Origin of the sequence: Streptomyces jeddahensis (genome assembly GCF_001642995.1) — a bacterium.
Classification (GTDB): domain Bacteria; phylum Actinomycetota; class Actinomycetes; order Streptomycetales; family Streptomycetaceae; genus Streptomyces; species Streptomyces jeddahensis.
Genome location: NZ_LOHS01000136.1, coordinates 1 through 17,275 on the forward strand (window position 1 = coordinate 1; position 17,275 = coordinate 17,275).

Below are 17,275 nucleotides of genomic sequence, written 5' to 3' on the forward strand. Positions count from 1 at the left end.
ACCCCGCCCCTTCCCGTAACCAGGGGCCAGCCCCCGGACCCCCGCTCCTCAAGCGCCGGAGGGGCTGAATTTTTCAGCCCGTCCGGCGCTTGAGGACGAGGCGGCGGAGCCGCCGATCAACGGGGTCCAGGGGGCGAAGCCCCATGGTTTCGGGAAGGGGCGGGGTGGGGGATCAAACGCCTCGCACCCTCACACCGGCACCGTCTCCCCCTTGGGCGCCGGGACCCCGGCATCCCGCACCCGGCGAAGCACCGCTGCCGCCAGGACCGCCGCACCAAGCAGAAGCACAGTCGCCGCAACCGCCGCCGCCTGCATCCCGCTGGTGAACGCCTCCCGGGCCGCGGCCACCATGGCGTCGGCCGCTCCCGCGGGCAGCTGCTGGGCGACGGCCAGGGCGCCGCCCAGCGTCTCGTGCGCGGCGTCCGGGGCGCCGTCCGGGACGCCGTGACGGTAGACCGCCGCGCCGATGGACCCCAGCAGGGCCATCCCCAGGGCACCGCCGAACTCCTGCCCCGTCTCGAGGAGCGAGGACGCGGCGCCCGCCTTCTCGACGGGGGCGGCGCCCAGCGCCAGATCGGTCAGCTGGGACATTACGGTGACGATCCCGCAGGCGAGGACGCCCGCCCCCGCGAGCACCAGCCACATCGAGTCCGTACCGGCCAGGGCAAGCAGGCCGTATCCGCACGCGGCGGTGACGAAGCCCGCCGAGACGACGTGGGCGCGGTGCACGCCCCGCTGCACCAGCTGTGCGGCCACCGGTGCGGCGAAGCCGATGAGGACCGAGGGGAGCAGCGCCCAGAGCGCGGCCTCCAGGGCGCTCTTGCCGAGCACCGACTGCAGGTACTGGGTGGTGAAGTACGCCGAACCCATCATCCCGAAGGCGGCGACGAGGTTCAGGACGACGGCGGAGCCGAAGCCCCGCCCACGGAACAGCGCGGGAGAGATCATCGGTGACGCGGAGGTGCGCTGGCGGCGCGCGAAGAGGGCGGCGAAGACGAGGCCCACGGCGAGGGACACGACGTAGAGAGGCTCGAAGCCCCTGGACGGGATCTCCTTGAGGCCGTAGATCACCGGCAGCACGGCGGCCATCGACAGCGGCACGCTCAGCAGGTCGAAGCGGCCCGGCTCGGGGTTCTTGGACTCCGGGAGCAGGAGCGGGCCGACGACCAGCAGGAGCGCCATCGCGGGCAGGTTGACCAGGAAGACCGAGCCCCACCAGAAGTGCTCGACGAGGACGCCGCTCATCACGGAACCCAGCGCGACACCCCCGGTCATCACGCCCGACCAGATGCCGATCGCCTTCGTGCGCTGGGCCGGGTCGGCGAACATCGTGCGGACGAGCGCCATCGTGGACGGCATCAACGTCGCGCCGCCGACGCCGAGGACCGCGCGGGCCGCGATCAGGGTCTCGGCGCTGTTCGCGTACGCCGCGACGAGTGAGGCCGCGCCGAAGGCCGCGGCGCCCAGCAGTAACAGCCTGCGCCGGCCGATGCGGTCGCCGAGGGACCCCATCGTCATGAGCAGTCCGGCGAGGACGAAGCCGTAGATGTCGAAGATCCACAGCTGTTGCGTGCCGCTGGGTTCGAGGTCGGCGCTGATCGCCGGGACGGCGAAGTAGAGGACGGAGACGTCCATGGAGACGAGCAGGAGCGGAAGCATCAGGACCCAGAGAGCGGTCCATTCGCGGTGCCCTGCGAGGGAGTTGGGGGCATCGGTGGTGCCCGTTGGGTTCGTCATGGGCAGGACTGTACGCACGTCTTAAACGTCTGTCTAGAACAAACGTATAAGACGGGGGTGTAGGACGCTTGTATGTGCCGGCGATAGGCTGGCCCGCATGGGACACCGCGAGGATCTGCTCGAAGGCGCGAAGCGATGCCTGCTGGAGAAGGGCTTTGCGCGCACGACGGCGCGCGACATCGTCAAGGAGTCCGGGACCAACCTCGGGTCGATCGGCTACCACTACGGGTCGAAGGACGCGCTGCTCGCGCAGGCGTTCATCGCGCTGATCGAGGACGTCGGCGACTCCTTCGGCGAGGAGGCGCTGGCGGGCGAGGGCGGGGCTCCGGCGGGCTCGCTGGAACGGTTCCGGGAGATGTGGGGGAACGTCATCCGCACGTTCCCCGAGTCACGTGCCATCTGGATGCTCAACCTGGAGTTCATCCTGCAGGCCGACCGCATGCCGGAGGCGCGCGAGATCGTCAACAAGGCGCTGCAGTACGGGCGGTCGGGGCTCGTCCCGATGTTCAGCGGCCGCCCCGAGGACGAACTCGACGATCAGACCGTGAACTCCGAGGGCCGCTTCTACCACACGATCCTCTGCGGCCTCATGGTGCAGTGGCTCTTCGATCCGGAGTCGGCAACGGACGCCGATCAGCTCACCGAGGGGCTGCGACGGGTGATCGAGGCGGCATCGACGGCACCGGCGGATCAGAGCACGGGGGACAGCTGACGCGTAGTGGGCACGGCGTCAGCGCTCGTCCACGATCTTCCCGTCCCGCATCTCGACCACCCGGTCCGAGAAGTGCCGTACGACCGCCATGTCGTGGCAGATGAAGAGATAGCCGAGGCCGAGGCGTTCCTGCAGGTCGGCGAGGAGGTTGAGCACGCCGGCGCGGAGTGACGGGTCGAGTGCCGAGACCGGTTCGTCGAGGACGAGCAGCCTGGGCTCGCCCGCGAGGGCGCGTGCGATGCCGGCGCGCTGGCACTGGCCGCCGGACAGCTCGTGCGGCCGCCGGTCGCCGTACGCCGGGTCGAGCCCGACCAGGTCGAGCAGCTCGGCCACCCGGGCAGGCCCGCGCTCGGCATCCCAGCGGCCCTGGACCCGCAGGGGTTCCGCCACGGCGTCCCGGACACGGCAGCGCGGGCTCAAAGATCCGTACGGGTCCTGGAAGACCGGCTGCATCGCCGGGCGCAGCGGCCGCAGGGCGCGCTCGTCCAGGGCCGTGAGTTCCCGGCCGTCGAACCACACCTCTCCGCCGTCGGGCCGGCGCAGCTGCAGCACGGCGGCGGCCGTCGAGGACTTGCCGCAGCCCGAGGGCCCGACTAGGGCGAGGGTCTCACCGGCGGCGATGTCGAACGACACGTGGTCGACGGCGACGAACGAGCCGTAGCGGACGACCAGGTCGCGCACCGCGAGCAGCGCGTCTGCTGGGCTGACAGGGCTCACACATGCTCCAGGAACAACTCGGCAGGGCGGTCGGGGAGTTCACTCCATCGGTGGCAGGCCACCTCGCGCCGGCCGTCGCCGAGCCGCTGCGGCTCCGGCAGCTCCGTGCGGCAGCGGTCGTCGCCGGCCGGTTCGGCCCGTCGGGCGAGCTCGGCTCCTTCGGCCTGTTCAGCGCGTTCAGCCCGTTCGGCCCGTTCGGCCCCTTCGGCACGGGCCTGTTCGGCTCGTTCGGCCAGGGGGCAGCGAGGCGCGAACGCGCAGCCGGCGGGCAGTTCGGCGAGCGTGGGCGGGGCTCCGGCGATCGCCGGGAGACGGCGGCTACGTCCACCCGCCGGCAGAGGCGCGTCCGGCGGGAGCGAGGCGAGCAGTCCGGCCGTATACGGGGCCCGGGGCCGGGCGAACACCTCGTCCACCGGGCCTGATTCGGCCGCCCTTCCCGCGTACATCACCAGCATCCGGTCGGCGTGCTCCTCGACGGCCGCGAGGTCGTGGGTGACCAGGACGAGGGACGCGCCCGTCTCCTCGCGCCGCCTGGCCAGCAGTTCGAGAACGTGCCGTTGGGTGTCCGGGTCGAGAGCGGTCGTGGGCTCGTCGGCGACCACGAGCTCCGGTTCGTTGATCATGGCCATCGCGATGACGGCGCGCTGCCGCATGCCCCCGGAGAACTCGTGCGGATACGCCCGCGCCCTGCGCCCCGCGTCCGCGATCCCGACCTGCTCCAGGGCGGCGACGGCCCTGGCCCGCGCCTGGCTGCGCGAGACGCCCCGCACGGACCGGACGGCGGCGGCGAGCTGGTCGCCCACCGGGTGGACGGGCGACAGCGCGGAAAGGGCGTCCTGGGGGACGAGGGCGATCCGGCGGCCCCACAGCCGCGCGTACACCGGGCGGCGCGCGCCGACCAGCTCGGCGGCCTCGCCGCGCAACCGCACACTCCCCGCCGCCGTCGCCTCGCGCGGAAGCATGCCCAGCAGGGCGCGCGCGGTCAGGGACTTCCCGGCGCCCGACTCGCCGACGAGCGCGAGGACTTCCCCGTCGCCTACGTCGAAGGACAGCCCGCGTACCGCCTCGAGAGGCCCGAAGGCGATGCGCAGGCCGCGGACCGACAGCAGGGGATCAGCGGGGTGCAAAGGAGTTCTCCTTCCGGGCTCGGGAGAGCGTGGTGAGGGCGCCGCGTGCTCTGATGCCGCCGACGGCAGCCGACCGCGGCCGTGGGGAGCGGGCTCGCCCGGGGCGGGCGCCCCCGTACGCGGCCAGCGACACCGCCAGGCCCGCCAGCACGGCCAGCGCGGCCGCCGGGGCCAGGCCCGCCCACGGGGCGCGCTCCACGTAGGCGCGGGACTCGTCGAGCAGCAGGCCCCACTCCGGAGCGGGCGGCTGCGCGCCGAGTCCGAGGAAGCCGAGGGATGCGAGGGCCAGGGCGATGCCGGGCAGGCGGAGGACCGCGTGGCGGGCCACCGGCGCGGCCACCGAGGGCAGGACGTGCCGGGTGAGGATCCACACCGGGGTCGCGCCGATCGCCTTCTGGGCGGTGAGGAACGCGGAGGCGCGTACCTCCTGGACCAGCGCCGCGGCGTGCGCGGCCAGCGGCGGCCAGGAGATGAGGGCGACGGCGAGCGAGGCGCCGCCCGTGCCGGGGCCGAGCACGGCGGCGACCAGGATGCCGATGATCACCGGCGGCAGGGCGTTGGCGATGTCCGACGCACCCTCGGTGAACCGCGGCAGGAAGCCGAGGCACAGCGCCAGCAGAAAGCTGACCAGGCAGACGGCGGCCGCCGTGCCGACGGTCGCGGCCGCACCGTGCCCCAGGCGTGCCAGCACGTCCCGCCCGAGACCGTCCGTGCCCAGCGGATGCGCCCAGGACGGCGCGGCCAGGCGGGCCGCGGTGTCCACCGTGTACGGGTCGCGCAGCAGCCCCCAGCCGACGGCGGTGGCGAGGACGGTCCCGAGGAGGACCGGTACCAGCGGGTGCACGCGCACCGGCCGGGCTGCGGGCAGCGTGAGCCCCGCGTCGCGCAGCGCGGGACCGAGCAGCCGGCGCCGCAGCAGCGCGGCCGCCCCACCCGCCGCGAGCCCGAGCGCGAGCAGCGCCAGTACGGCACCCTGCAGCAGCGGCAGGTCCTGCGACTTGGCCGCGCCGAGCGCCGTACGGCCGATGCCGGGCACCGCGAACACGGTCTCGACCGCGATCGCGCCACCGGTCAGGCCGACGGCGACCATCCCGAACTGCGGGACGAGCGGCGGCAGTACGCGTCGCAGCGCAGCCGCCGCGACCCGGGCGCGGCCCACCCCGGAGCCGCGCCACAGCTCCGCCCACCGCTCCTCGAGGACGGCGGGCAGCGCGTCCGCGACCAGCCGCCCGAGCAGCCCGCCGGCCGGCACCCCGAGCGCGACGGCGGGCAGCACCATGTACGCGGGTCCCTGCCAGCCGGACGTCGGCAGCCAGCCGAGCCACACGCCGCACACCACCAGCGCCACGGTCGCCAGCAGGAATTCGGGCAGTGCGGCGAGCATCGCGGCGAACGCGCCGGCCGTGCCCCTGCCGCGTATCAGGACGGGCGCTACGAGCAGGGCCCCGATCAGCAGCGCCACGGCGAACGCGGCACCCATCAGACCGAGTGAGACCTGGAGACCGGCGACCACGGAGGGCAGGACGTCCGTGCCCGAGACCCATGAGGTGCCGAGGTCGCCGCGCAGCAGCCCGGCCGCCCAGCCGCCCAGCAGACGAAGGGGGCCCGCGTCCAGCCCGAGGTCCGCGCGGATCGCGTCCAGCGCCTCCGCCGTGGCCGTCTGCTCGGCGGACCGGGCCCGCAGCACCGTGAGCGCCGGGTCCCTGCCGGACAGCCAGGGCAGCAGCCCCACCGCTGCGAGCACGAGGGCGAGGCAGACCACGCGGGTGAGCCCGGTCCGCAGCCCGGCCCGCAGCCCGGTCGGCAGCCCGGCCCGCGCCCGCGCCCGGGCGCGGAGCCCGGAGCTTGTGTTCGGCGCGTCCATCACTTGACGTAGGTGTCGACGGTGATCAGCTCGCGCTCACGCGGATCGTGCGCGACATCCACGACGCCCGCCGCATCACCCTGGATCACGCGCTCGTGCAGCATCGGTACGGCGGCGTCCGTGGCCAGCACCGCGGCCTCGGCCTCGATGACCGCCCGGCGGCGCCCGTCGCCCGCCTGGGTCTCGGACGCCTTCCGCACCGCCCGGTCGACGCTCCCGTCGGCGAGCTGCGCGATGTTGAAGGAACCGTCCGACGCGAAGTCGCTGTAGAGATACGCGGCCGGGTCACCGGAGTCCAGCACGGTCGCCCGCGACAGGATGAACGCGTCGAACTCGCCCGCCAGCGCGTCCGATTCGATGTTGGCGTACTCGCGCACGTCCAGCTTCACCTTGAACCCGGCCTTCTGGAACTGCTGTTGCAGGGTCTGGGCGACCTCGGGCAGCTCGGCGCGGTCGGTGAAGGTGCCGATGGTGATCGCGGCGCCGTCCGGGTCGCCCGCCTTCGCCCGCTGCACCTTCTGGCCGTCGCGCAGGCCGGAGGCCCACGGCAGCGCCGGTCCGAGCAGCCCCTCGGCGATGTCCGCCCGCCCCTCGTACACGCCCTTGACGATGGTCTCCGCGTCGATCGCCTCGCGCGCGGCCGCCCTCATCCCCGCGTCCTTGAAGACGCCCTTCTCCATGTTGAGGTAGAGGGTGTTGGTGCGTGGCATCGGCACCTCGGTGATCAGGTCCTGGTCGACCAGCGCGGCCTGCGAGACGGGGACGGCCTCCACCACGTCGGCCTCGCCGCTGCGCAGGGCGGCGGCCCGCGCGGTGCCGTCCGGGACGAACGTCACGTCGATCCCCGGGGCCTTGGCCTTCCCGCCCCAGTAGCCGTCGTACCGGTCGAGCCTCGCCGACGTGGTGCCCTTGACCTCCGTGAGCTCGAAGGCGCCGGTGCCGGTGCCGACCGGATCGACGGTCTTCCCCTCGTACGCCTTCGCCGACAGGATCGACAGCTGAGGGGAGCTCAGCCGCTGCGGCACGAGCGGGTCCTCGGCGGCGGTCGTGACGGCGACGGTGTCGCCCTCGGCCTTCACGGTCAGCTTGACGCCGTCGAGGATGCGCGGCTTGGGCGACGCGGCGGCGGCCTCGGTCAGCGACCGTACGACGGCCTGGGCGGTGAGCTTCGTGCCGTCGTGGAAGGTGACGCCGTCACGGATGGTGAAGGTCCACGTCCTGCCCGACTGCTTCCAGTCGGTGGCCAGGGCGGGCTCCGCGTCGCCGTCCTCGTCGAGCGTCACCAGCGTCTCCGCGGTCGACCACCGGGACAGCTTGAACGCGTCGTCAGAGAGCGGGGACAGACCGGAGCGCGGCGGCTGCATCATCGCGACGCGTATGCGCTTGCCGCTGTTCTCGCCGTCCGACGACGCCTGTCCGGAGCCGGAGGGGGCGAAGCAACCGGTGAGCAGCGCGGCCGTGGGGACGAGAGCGGCGGGCAGGAGACGGGCTGGCAGGCGCACGGTAGTGGACCCTTCCCGGTGAAGAGGCAAAGGGGCGGTCAAAGACGGGCAGACCGTAGCACGATGACAATCGTTTTCACTAACGGGGGCTGGGCGCCCAAGTGGGGAGCGGGTGGCACCTTTTGCGCTAAAGCCGCGAAGCCTTCAGCGCCATGTGCAGCAGCAGCCGGTCCTCGCCGTCGTCCAGGTCGAGGCCCGTGAGGTTCTCGACCCGCGAGAGGCGGTAGTAGAGCGTCTGCCGGTGGATGCCCAACTCGGCCGCCGCGCGGCCGGCCTGGCCCGCGCAGTCCAGGAACACCTCGGCGGTGCGGGCCAGTTCACGGTGGGCCGGCTCCAGCAAGGCGCGTACGACGGGGTCGTGCACCGCCTCCGGCGGCAGCGCGGTCAGCAGCCGGTACGGGCCGATGGACGCCCACGCGGCGACCGGCCCGAGACGCGGCTCGGCCAGGGCGGCCCGGGCTGCCGCCGACGCCTCCTGCCATGCGCTGCCCAGCTCGCCGAGGCCGCGCCGGGCCCGCGCCACACCCGCCGCGGCACCGGCGCCACCCCTGACCCTGCTCAGCATTCCGGACGCGGCCGTCACGGCGGGGGTGAGGACGTCGGCGGAGCGCAGGCGCATCAACAGGGCGAGGCACTGGCCGTCCCCCATGGCCTCACGGGCATGGGAGGTGCCCCCAGTGCCCCACGGCAGCGTGCACAGGGCCGTCGCGCCCGGCACCGACCGGGCCGAGGGCGCATCGGCCGGGTCGGCGGAGGGCCAGGGTGCCACGCACACCACCGCGTGCAGGACGTCGGCCCGGTCCGCCAGCGCCGTACGCAGCGCCGCCACCGCCATGTCGCGCTGCCAGCCGGGCTCGGCCGCCAGCACCGCACGGAACTCCCGCGTCAGGTCCTCGCCCGCCTGCGCCTCGTCCGCGAGCAGCGCGCCGATGCGCGCCGCCACGTCCATCGCGGCGGACAACTGTTCCCCACTCGGACCCGGTTCGGCGTCCAGCAGCCATACGTATCCCAGGACGACCCCCCGATGGCGTACCGGAAGGCAGATGCGGCCGCGGTGCACGCCCGCGTCCGGGGCGGGCGGAATGCGCACCGGACCCGTGGCCCGTGCGATCCCGAACCCCTCGAACCAGGCGCGGACCGCCGGGGTGGAGCGGCGCGTGAGGATCGACCGGGTCCGGACGGGGTCCAGGGTGGATGCGTCGAAGTCGCTGCCGCTGTCGTGGGCGCCGAAGGCGATCAGGACGAAGTCCCGGTTCTCGAGTGTCGCGGGGGCGCCGAGCAGCGCCGAGATCTCGTCGACCAGTTCCTGGTAGTCGCCCTTCACCCGGGCATTCTCCCGCATTTCGCGAACCCTTCAGACATCTGTCTGAGATCTCGGCCACGGATGCGTGACAGCTGTCGATGGATCACGATCGGAGGGATCCTTAGGTTTCACGGTGGTTCTCCGTGCCGTACCTGGAACGTTGGGTTTCATCACCCCTCTCTCCGGTATGCGGCCTGTCTATAACTTTCCGTGGAGGTGCCCCGTGCTGGGTCCCGTGATCCTCGCCGCCTCGCGCAGCGACAAGATGCGCCGCTTCGTCTCGGCGGCCCCGGGCACCAAACAGGTCGTCGACCGGTTCATCGCCGGAGAGACCGTCGGCGACGTGATCCCGGTCGTCCAGGACGCCGCCGCCAAGGGCCTCGAGGTCACCCTCGACGTGGTGGGCGAGGACATCACGACCCGCGAGCAGGCCGCCGCCGCCCGCGACGCCTACCTCGAGCTGATCGACCGGCTCAAGGACCTCGGCCTCGGCACCAGGGCCGAGATGTCCGTCAAGCTGTCGATGTTCGGCCAAGCGCTGGAGGGCGGGCACGAGCTGGCCCTCGCCAACGTCCGCCCGGTCGTCGAGGCCGCCGCCGCCATCGGCACCACGGTCACCCTGGACGCCGAGGACCACACCACCCTCGACTCGATGTTCGCCATCCACGAGGAGCTGCGCCGGGACTTCCCGGGCACGGGCTGCGTGATCCAGTCCTACCTGTTCCGCACCGAGGACGACGCCCGCCGCCTCGCCGCGTCCGGCAGCCGCGTCCGGCTGGTGAAGGGCGCGTACAAGGAGCCCGCCTCCGTCGCGTTCCAGAACAAGGCCGAAATCGACAAGGCGTACGTCCGGATCCTGAAGATCCTCATGGAGGGCGAGGGCTACCCGATGATCGGGACCCACGACCCGCGCATCATCTCCATCGCACAGGAGCTCGCGCGCCGCGCAGGGCGCAAGCTGGACGAGTACGAGTTCCAGATGCTGTACGGGATCCGCAGCGACGAGCACCTGCGGCTCGCCGCCGAGGGCCACCGGATGCGCGTCTACACCGCCTTCGGCACCGACTGGTACGGCTACTTCATGCGGCGCCTCGCAGAGAAGCCGGCCAACCTGCTCTTCTTCGTCCGCTCGATGATCACCAAGAACTGATCCAGGGCAGATCCCACCCACCACTCAAAAGGAGTCAAGGAACTCATGGACGCTGTAACCCAGGTCCCCGCTCCCGTCAACGAGCCGGTGCACGGCTACGCCCCCGGTTCGCCCGAGCGCGCCCGGCTCGAGGTGAAGCTCAAGGAGCTCGCCGAGAACCCGATCGACCTGCCCTGCACCATCGGCGGCGAGAAGCGGATGGGCGGCGGCGAGCCGTTCCAGGTCGTGCAGCCGCACAACCACAAGGCCGTCCTCGGCACGTACCGCAACGCCACGCAGGGGGACGCGCAGGACGCGATCGACGCCGCGCTGGCCGCCGCCCCGGCCTGGCGCGCGATGTCCTTCGACGACCGTGCCGCGATCATCCTGCGCGCCGCCGACCTGCTGGCGGGCCCCTGGCGCGAGACGCTGGCCGCCTCCACGATGCTCGGCCAGTCGAAGACCGCCCAGCAGGCCGAGATCGACACCCCGTGCGAGCTGATCGACTTCTGGCGCTTCAACGTGAAGTACGCCCGTGACCTGCTCGCCGAGCAGCCCCCGGCCAACTCGCCGGGCGTGTGGAACCGCCTGGACCACCGCCCGCTGGAGGGCTTCGTCTACGCGATCACGCCGTTCAACTTCTCGGCCATCGCGGGCAACCTGCCCACCGCCCCCGCCCTGATGGGCAATGTGGTGGTCTGGAAGCCGTCCCCCACGCAGACCCACGCGGCCGTCCTTCTCATGGAGCTCCTTGAGGAGGCGGGGCTGCCCAAGGGCGTCATCAACCTCGTCACCGGTGACGGCATTGAGGTGTCCAAGGTGGCGCTCGAGCACCGCGACCTCGCGGGCATCCACTTCACCGGCTCGACCAAGACCTTCCAGTATCTGTGGAAGACGGTCGGCAACAACATCGAGAAGTACCGCTCGTACCCGCGCATCGTCGGTGAGACGGGCGGCAAGGACTTCGTCGTCGCCCACCCGAGCGCCGACCGCGCGGTCCTGAAGACGGCCCTCACCCGGGGCGCCTTCGAGTACCAGGGCCAGAAGTGCTCGGCGACCTCGCGCGCCTACATCCCGGCCTCCATCTGGAACTCCGGCTTCAAGGAGGAGTTCGCGGCCGAGGTGGACGGCCTCACCATGGGCGACGTCACCGACCTGTCCCACTTCATCGGCGCCGTCATCGACGACCGGGCCTTCGCCAAGAACAAGGCGGCGATCGACCGCGCCAAGGCCGACGACACCTGCACGATCGTGGCCGGCGGCACGTACGACGACTCGGTCGGCTACTTCGTCCGCCCGACCGTCGTCGAGTGCACGGACCCCGAGAACGAGGTCTTCACGACCGAGTACTTCGGCCCGTTCCTCGCCGTCCACGTCTACGAGGACGAGAAGTACGAGGAGATGCTGACCCAGATGGAGTCGGTGTCCGCCTACGCCCTCACCGGCTCGGTCATCGCAGGCGACCGCGCCGCCGTCGCGTACACGATGGACAAGCTCCGCTACGCCGCGGGTAACTTCTACATCAACGACAAGTCGACCGGCGCCGTCGTCGGCCAGCAGCCCTTCGGCGGCGGCCGCGCGTCCGGCACGAACGACAAGGCGGGCGCCCCGCAGAACCTGATGCGCTGGACGCTGACCCGCGCGATCAAGGAGACGCTGGTCCCGCCGACGGAGTACGGCTACCCGCACATGGGCTGAGGCCCGCGCCACCAGGGCAGCCCGCCGCCCCCGCTTTCGAGCAGCTCCGCTCGAAGGCGGGGGCGGCCCGCGTTCGAGGGGTGACCGAAAACCGCCGGTCAGTGGCCGAAGGGCCTGCCTTCGGGTGGCGTCCGTCTCAGATAGTAGGAAGTCCGAGTAATTGTGGAGACAGGCACGCGGTCCTCCCTTAGTTTTGTAGGAGCCGAACGTGTCGCTTGATCGAGCGAATGCGGTCGCGAGCCGGAGCACCGGGCAGGCAACCCCTGCGGCTCCTGGTTCCCCGCCCCCTTTCCGGCGTCTCGAAATCCCCCGCTCTCCAGAGCCGCGCAGCTGTTGACGCTGCTCCGGAGCCGTGTGATCTCAAGGAGTCGATCACCATGGCCACTGCGACGCCTGTCCGCCGAGTCCGCCGCGTCTCCCGTACGAGCGAAATCGAGCGCAAGAACGCCGCCGCCGCCCTGCAGCGAGCCCTCGACCGCAGGGACAACGGCGGCGAGACGGGTCACTGACCCTTCCGTCACTGGACCGTCCGGTCACTGACCCTTTCCGCGCGCGACCTCGAAGTAGTCGATGCGCCTGCCGCTCTCGGCGAGCGCGGAGACCTTGAGCCTCGGGCTCGCACCCGCCTCCGCCTCCACCGCGAGGAACGAGAAGCCGGTGTACCGCACGCGGGACCACTCGACCGTGTCCGGGTCCGGCAGCCGTGACTTCGTCCAGTGGAAGGTGAGGATCGAGTCGCGGTCCTTCTCCGCGCCCTCGTAGCTGTCCTCGACGCCGACGGGGAAGCCGTACAGCTCCTTGCCCGCGCCGCCCGCCGTGACGTACACGATGCCGTCGCGCGTCGGATCGGTCGACGCGCCGACCGGCACGGGCCGGCCGACCTCGCCGTCCTTGATCGCGTCGGTCCGCTCGTACACATGGTTGTGGCCATTGATCACCAGGTCCACCTGGTGTTTGGTGAACAGCGGCAGCCAGGCGTCCCGCACCCCGCCGTCCGAGGCGTGCGTCGACGTCGAGTACATGCAGTGGTGGAAGAACACCACGATGAAATCCACGGCCGAGGACGCGCGCAGCTCCCCGAGGCGCCGGTCCAGCCAGGCGGTCTGCCTGCCCTCCGCGTAGCCCTTGTTGGCGGGGATCTCGTACGAGACGTCGTTCGCGTCGAGCGCGACGACGCCGACGTTGCCGTAGACGAAGGAGTACACGCCCGGCGCGCTCTTCGGGTCGAAGCCGTTCTCCGGGAGCGACCAGCGGGCGGACTGGCCGCCGTAGCCGTTGGGGGAGTACCAGGCCTCCATGTCGTGGTTGCCGGTGGTCACCATCCACGGCACCGACTTCGCGACGGACTCCGTCTGCGCGAGGAACTGGTCCCATACGCGCGCGTCGTAGGTGTCCGAGTCCTTGCCGTGCCCCGTGGAGTCCGCGTAGCAGATGTCGCCCGCGTGCAGATGGAAGGACGGGTTCTGGCCCAGGATCAGCTGGTCGTTGGCGAGCGCGTCATAGCTCACGCCCTGGTCGCCGAAGGCCGTGAACACGAACGTCTCGGGCGTCGCGGGCGCGGTCCGGAAGGAACCGAGGGTGGAGAGCCGCTCGGCGCTCGCCGGGTCGAAGCCGTCATGGCCGACGCCGTAGTAGTACGTCGTCCCCGGCTTGAGCCCGTCCAGGGCGGCGTGCAGGTAGTACTGGTCGACGGCGGGCAGTTTCGACGACAGCGCCGGAGTGTTCAGATCCCGCACCTCGGCCTCGATCTTCCGGTCGAGCTCCCACGGCTTCAACCCCACGCGCACGTACGGGTTCCGGACCGCGAACGGCACCTGCCAGGAGATCCGCATCTGCGTCTTCGGATCGGCTCCGAACGCGAGATGCCGCCCGAACGGCGCCACCAGCGAGCCGTCCACCGTCGCTGTCGCGGACCGCGCCAGCGGTACGGCCGATGCCCGGCTGCCGTACGCCGTCCCCGTGCTGCCGGCCAGCAGCCCGAGCCCGCCCGCCGCCCCGGCGGTACCGATCGACCCCGCCAGAACCCTGCGCCGCGTGAGCTTCGCCCGCATACTCGTGCTGCTCCGGCATGCTCATGCGCCGCGCGAGCTGTTCGGGAATGCCGACGTTGGGAGTGTCCATGGCGGACAACTTCCCAGCAACGACCAACAGGGGCCAGTCATAGGGGTTAACAAAGCCTGTCCGGCACTCATCAGCCCGTCCGGCGTTTGAGGACGAGGCCGTCAAGGCCGATAAGGGGGTCTGGGGGCGAAGCCCCCAGGAGGGTCCGCATGCTGGACGCTACGTGTCAAAGCATGGGACGAGGAGTACGGTACCGACATGTCTCGAAGCATCAATCTCGCAGTGATCCCCGGCGACGGCATCGGCCAGGAGGTCGTGGCCCAGGGTCTGAAGGTCCTCAGCGCCGTGCTTCCGCAGGACGTGAAGCTCGAGACGAAGGAGTACGACTTCGGCGCCAAGCGCTACCACGCCACCGGTGAGACCCTCACCGATGCCGACCTCGACGCCCTGAAGCAGCACGACGCGATCCTGCTCGGCGCGATCGGCGACCCCTCGGTTCCGTCCGGTGTCCTGGAGCGCGGCTTCCTGCTCAAGCTCCGCTTCGCGTTCGACCACCACGTCAACCTGCGTCCCTCGAAGCTCCTCCCGGGTGTCGGCACGCCGCTGGCGGGCCAGCCGGAGATCGACTTCGTCGTGGTCCGCGAGGGCACCGAGGGCCCGTACACGGGCAACGGCGGCACGATCCGCAAGGGCACCCCGCACGCGGTCGCCACCGAGGTCTCCCTCAACACCGCCTTCGGCATCGAGCGCGTCGTCCGCGACGCCTACGCCCGTGCCCAGGCGCGCCCCCGCAAGAAGCTGGCCCTCGTCCACAAGAACAATGTGCTCGTGCACGCCGGTCACCTGTGGACGGACATCTTCAACAAGGTGGGCGAGGAGTTCCCCGACGTCACCACCGAGTACATGCACGTGGACGCGGCGACGATCTACCTCGTCACGCAGCCCGAGCGCTTCGACGTGATCGTCACCGACAACCTCTTCGGCGACATCATCACCGACCTCGCCGCGGCGATCTCCGGCGGCATCGGTGTCGCGGCCTCGGGCAACATCAACCCCTCCGGCGAGTTCCCGTCGATGTTCGAGCCCGTGCACGGCTCGGCGCCGGACATCGCGGGCCAGGGCAAGGCGGACCCCTCCGCCACGGTCCTGTCCGTCGCCCTCCTCCTGCGCCACCTCGGCTACGAGGCCGAGGCCGCCCGCATCGAGGACGCCGTCTCCGCCGACCTCGCGGAGCGCGACGGCACGCCGCGTACCACCGAGCAGATCGGTGACGCGCTCGCCGCACGAGTAGCCGGCTGATCCGGCGGTTCGCTCTTCATACAAGGAAGCCGCCGGAGCCCAAGGGCGCCCGGCGGCTTCTCCTATGCGGCCACCGGGTGCCACCATCGATCCCTGGACCGCATTCACGCCCGGCACGACCACCTTCCCCCGCGCGAGATAATCGAGACGGCGGGACCGCGGTGTGCAGGGAAGCTCGGACGTTCTAGTACTGGTAGTGCAGGCGTGAGCGCGGTCCGTCACAACCAACGGTGAAGGACAACCACTCATGACGACGCCCACGATCGAGCTCAAGCCCTCCTCCCACCCCCTCTCCGACGCCGAGCGCGAGGCGATCCTGGCCAACCCCGGGTTCGGCCGCTACTTCACCGACCACATGGTGACGATCAAGTGGACGGAGGGCCGCGGCTGGCACGACGGGCAGCTCGTGCCGTACGCGCCGCTGTCGATCGATCCGGCGAACATGACCCTGCACTACGCCCAGGAGATCTTCGAGGGCCTCAAGGCGTACCGCCAGCCCGACGGCTCCGTCGCCACCTTCCGCCCCGAGGCCAACGCCAAGCGCTTCCAGGCCTCCGCCCGCCGTCTCGCCATGCCCGAGCTGCCCGTCGAGACGTTCATCGAGGCGTGCGACGCCCTCGTCCAGCAGGACAAGGCGTGGGTGCCCGCGCACGGCGGCGAGGAGTCGCTCTACCTGCGGCCGTTCATGATCGCGACCGAGGTCGGCCTGGGTGTGCGGCCCGCCAACGAGTACCTCTTCATCGTCATCGCGTCGCCCGCCAGCGCGTACTTCCCCGGCGGCGTCAGGCCGGTCTCCATCTGGCTGTCCGAGGACCGCGTGCGCGCCGTCCCCGGCGGCATGGGCGACGCCAAGACCGGCGGCAACTACGCCGCGTCCCTGCTCGCCCAGGCCGAGGCCGCCGAGAAGGGCTGCGACCAGGTCGCCTACCTCGACGCCGTGGAGCACAAGTGGGTCGAGGAACTGGGCGGCATGAACCTGTACTTCGTGTACGGCAACAAGCTGATCACCCCCGCGCTCACCGGCTCGCTCCTCGCCGGCGTCACCCGTGACTCCCTTCTCTCCGTCGCCCGTGACCTCGGCTACGAGTCCGAGGAGGGCCGCGTCTCCATCGACCAGTGGCGCGAGGACACGGAGAACGGCACGCTGACCGAGGTCTTCGCGTGCGGCACCGCCGCCGTGATCACGCCGGTCGGCACGGTCAAGTCCAAGGGCGGCGAGTGGACCCAGGGCAACGGCGAACCGGGCGAGGTCACCCTCAAGCTCCGCACTGCGCTGCTGGACATCCAGCGGGGCATCGCCGAGGACAAGCACGGCTGGATGCACCGGCTCGGCTGAGCGTCGTCCGACAGGCCGCACGCCTGCTGCCGGTGACCGCTGTGCCGTCCGGCGCGGCGGTCACCGGTACGCGCCGGTGGCCGACGTCAGACGCTGTCGCATGAGCTGGAGCCCGTCCGTGACGAGCTTGCGGAGCCGGGACTCGGTCTCGGGCGGGCCGGCGGCCCAGGCGTTGAGCACGGTGTGGCCCGTCCGCCCCATCACGCTGATGTAGATCAGGTTCGCCTTGGACCCGTCCTTGTACGTGACCTGTCTGCTTTCCTCGGACACCAGCTCGTCGAAGCCCTCCACGTCGGGAGCGACCGCCTCGCGGACGTCCTCCCAGCGAACCTTGCCGTAGGTCTGCGTCGAGCAGCGGTGGAGACTGTCCCTCGTGTCGGCGACGAACTTCTCGGCAGCCGGCTGATCCGCGTAGGCCCGTGTCTCGGCGACAGCCGTCACACCGTCCTCGTTGTGCACGGATGTGCGCGTCATGGCCGCCAGCGTGCCGGGCCGCGGCTTCTGGACGGCCAGCTTGCACGTGCTCTGCACCATCACCTCGTCCAGGGACGTGTCCTCGTACGGATCACTCCGTGCGAAGCCCGAACCCCAGTCCGCAGGGGTCAGGGTCACGCGGTCGGCCAGATCCCGGGCCTCCACCGCCAAGGAGGCCGAGTCACCGGGGGAAGGCGAAACGGTGTCGCCGGCGGAGTCGCCCCCGCCGCCTCCCCGCAGCAGCGTGACCAGAAGCACCACGAGCCCCACCACCACGACCGACCCGCCGACGATCAGGGCGAGCAGCCGGCGGGAC

The 17,275-nt window shown here is 71.4% G+C and carries 13 protein-coding genes and 1 pseudogene; 6 read left to right on the forward strand and 8 right to left on the reverse strand.

The window, feature by feature from the left end; translation table 11 throughout:
* Nucleotides 1-189: 189 nt before the first annotated feature.
* Nucleotides 190-1,737, reverse strand: coding sequence for an MFS transporter (locus tag STSP_RS30020; protein ID WP_078067616.1), 1,548 nt, complete (start codon nt 1,735-1,737; stop codon nt 190-192).
* Between the two features lie 97 nt (nt 1,738-1,834).
* On the opposite strand from STSP_RS30020, the gene STSP_RS30025 reads away from it, so the two are divergent.
* Nucleotides 1,835-2,449, forward strand: coding sequence for a TetR/AcrR family transcriptional regulator (locus STSP_RS30025; RefSeq protein ID WP_067284156.1), 615 nt, complete (start codon nt 1,835-1,837; stop codon nt 2,447-2,449).
* 18 nt (nt 2,450-2,467) lie between these two features.
* Here the strand turns inward: STSP_RS30025 and STSP_RS30030 are convergent, their stop codons facing one another.
* The 5 genes from STSP_RS30030 to STSP_RS30050 all read right to left on the reverse strand — a co-directional run bounded on the left by STSP_RS30030 (nt 2,468) and on the right by STSP_RS30050 (nt 9,001).
* Entirely contained in the window at nt 2,468-3,166 is a 699-nt protein-coding gene (locus STSP_RS30030; RefSeq protein ID WP_198547459.1) for an ATP-binding cassette domain-containing protein, read from the reverse strand.
* Entirely contained in the window at nt 3,163-4,293 is a 1,131-nt protein-coding gene (locus STSP_RS30035; protein WP_078067617.1) for an ABC transporter ATP-binding protein, read from the reverse strand. The genes STSP_RS30030 and STSP_RS30035 overlap by 4 nt, the downstream gene beginning before the upstream one ends.
* Nucleotides 4,280-6,157, reverse strand: a complete 1,878-nt coding sequence (locus STSP_RS30040; RefSeq protein ID WP_078067618.1) for an ABC transporter permease subunit — start codon at nt 6,155-6,157, stop codon at nt 4,280-4,282. Before STSP_RS30040 ends, STSP_RS30035 begins: the two co-directional genes overlap by 14 nt.
* Nucleotides 6,157-7,659 carry an ABC transporter substrate-binding protein gene (locus STSP_RS30045; RefSeq protein WP_067284157.1) on the reverse strand — a complete coding sequence of 501 codons (1,503 nt, stop codon included), beginning with the start codon at nt 7,657-7,659 and terminating at the stop codon, nt 6,157-6,159. The genes STSP_RS30040 and STSP_RS30045 overlap by 1 nt, the downstream gene beginning before the upstream one ends.
* 127 nt (nt 7,660-7,786) lie before the next feature.
* On the reverse strand, nt 7,787-9,001 hold the full coding sequence (locus STSP_RS30050) for a PucR family transcriptional regulator (RefSeq protein ID WP_067284158.1): 1,215 nt from the start codon (nt 8,999-9,001) through the stop codon (nt 7,787-7,789).
* A 184-nt stretch (nt 9,002-9,185) separates the two neighbouring features.
* On the opposite strand from STSP_RS30050, the gene STSP_RS30055 reads away from it, so the two are divergent.
* From STSP_RS30055 to STSP_RS40850, 3 genes are all read left to right on the forward strand, one after another.
* Nucleotides 9,186-10,112 (forward strand): proline dehydrogenase family protein, encoded by a 927-nt coding sequence (locus STSP_RS30055; protein ID WP_067284159.1) that lies wholly within the window; start codon nt 9,186-9,188, stop codon nt 10,110-10,112.
* 45 nt (nt 10,113-10,157) lie between these two features.
* Complete coding sequence (gene pruA, locus STSP_RS30060) at nt 10,158-11,789, forward strand: L-glutamate gamma-semialdehyde dehydrogenase (protein ID WP_067284160.1); 1,632 nt, start codon at nt 10,158-10,160, stop codon at nt 11,787-11,789.
* Between the two features lie 377 nt (nt 11,790-12,166).
* Nucleotides 12,167-12,298 carry a hypothetical protein gene (locus STSP_RS40850; protein ID WP_258563752.1) on the forward strand — a complete coding sequence of 44 codons (132 nt, stop codon included), beginning with the start codon at nt 12,167-12,169 and terminating at the stop codon, nt 12,296-12,298.
* Between the two features lie 24 nt (nt 12,299-12,322).
* Here the strand turns inward: STSP_RS40850 and STSP_RS30065 are convergent.
* Nucleotides 12,323-13,910 (reverse strand): annotated as a pseudogene (locus tag STSP_RS30065) (purple acid phosphatase family protein).
* A gap of 198 nt (nt 13,911-14,108) precedes the next feature.
* On the opposite strand from STSP_RS30065, the gene STSP_RS30070 reads away from it, so the two are divergent.
* A complete protein-coding gene (locus STSP_RS30070; RefSeq protein ID WP_067284161.1) occupies nt 14,109-15,149 on the forward strand; it encodes a 3-isopropylmalate dehydrogenase in 1,041 nt (346 codons plus the stop codon).
* A gap of 247 nt (nt 15,150-15,396) precedes the next feature.
* Nucleotides 15,397-16,485 carry a branched-chain amino acid aminotransferase gene (locus STSP_RS30075; RefSeq protein ID WP_067284162.1) on the forward strand — a complete coding sequence of 363 codons (1,089 nt, stop codon included), beginning with the start codon at nt 15,397-15,399 and terminating at the stop codon, nt 16,483-16,485.
* 60 nt (nt 16,486-16,545) lie between these two features.
* Here the strand turns inward: STSP_RS30075 and STSP_RS30080 are convergent.
* Nucleotides 16,546-17,275 (reverse strand): hypothetical protein (locus tag STSP_RS30080; RefSeq protein WP_078067619.1); only part of this gene is annotated, 730 nt, incomplete at its 5' end.

Coding starts and splice junctions, on each gene's coding strand:
- STSP_RS30050 (WP_067284158.1), bottom strand. CDS start 9,001: ATGCGGGAGAATGCCCGGGTGAAGGGCGACTACCAGGAACTGGTCGAC.
- STSP_RS30025 (WP_067284156.1), top strand. CDS start 1,835: ATGGGACACCGCGAGGATCTGCTCGAAGGCGCGAAGCGATGCCTGCTG.
- STSP_RS40850 (WP_258563752.1), top strand. CDS start 12,167: ATGGCCACTGCGACGCCTGTCCGCCGAGTCCGCCGCGTCTCCCGTACG.
- STSP_RS30075 (WP_067284162.1), top strand. CDS start 15,397: ATGACGACGCCCACGATCGAGCTCAAGCCCTCCTCCCACCCCCTCTCC.
- STSP_RS30040 (WP_078067618.1), bottom strand. CDS start 6,157: ATGGACGCGCCGAACACAAGCTCCGGGCTCCGCGCCCGGGCGCGGGCG.
- STSP_RS30020 (WP_078067616.1), bottom strand. CDS start 1,737: ATGACGAACCCAACGGGCACCACCGATGCCCCCAACTCCCTCGCAGGG.
- pruA (WP_067284160.1), top strand. CDS start 10,158: ATGGACGCTGTAACCCAGGTCCCCGCTCCCGTCAACGAGCCGGTGCAC.
- STSP_RS30070 (WP_067284161.1), top strand. CDS start 14,109: ATGTCTCGAAGCATCAATCTCGCAGTGATCCCCGGCGACGGCATCGGC.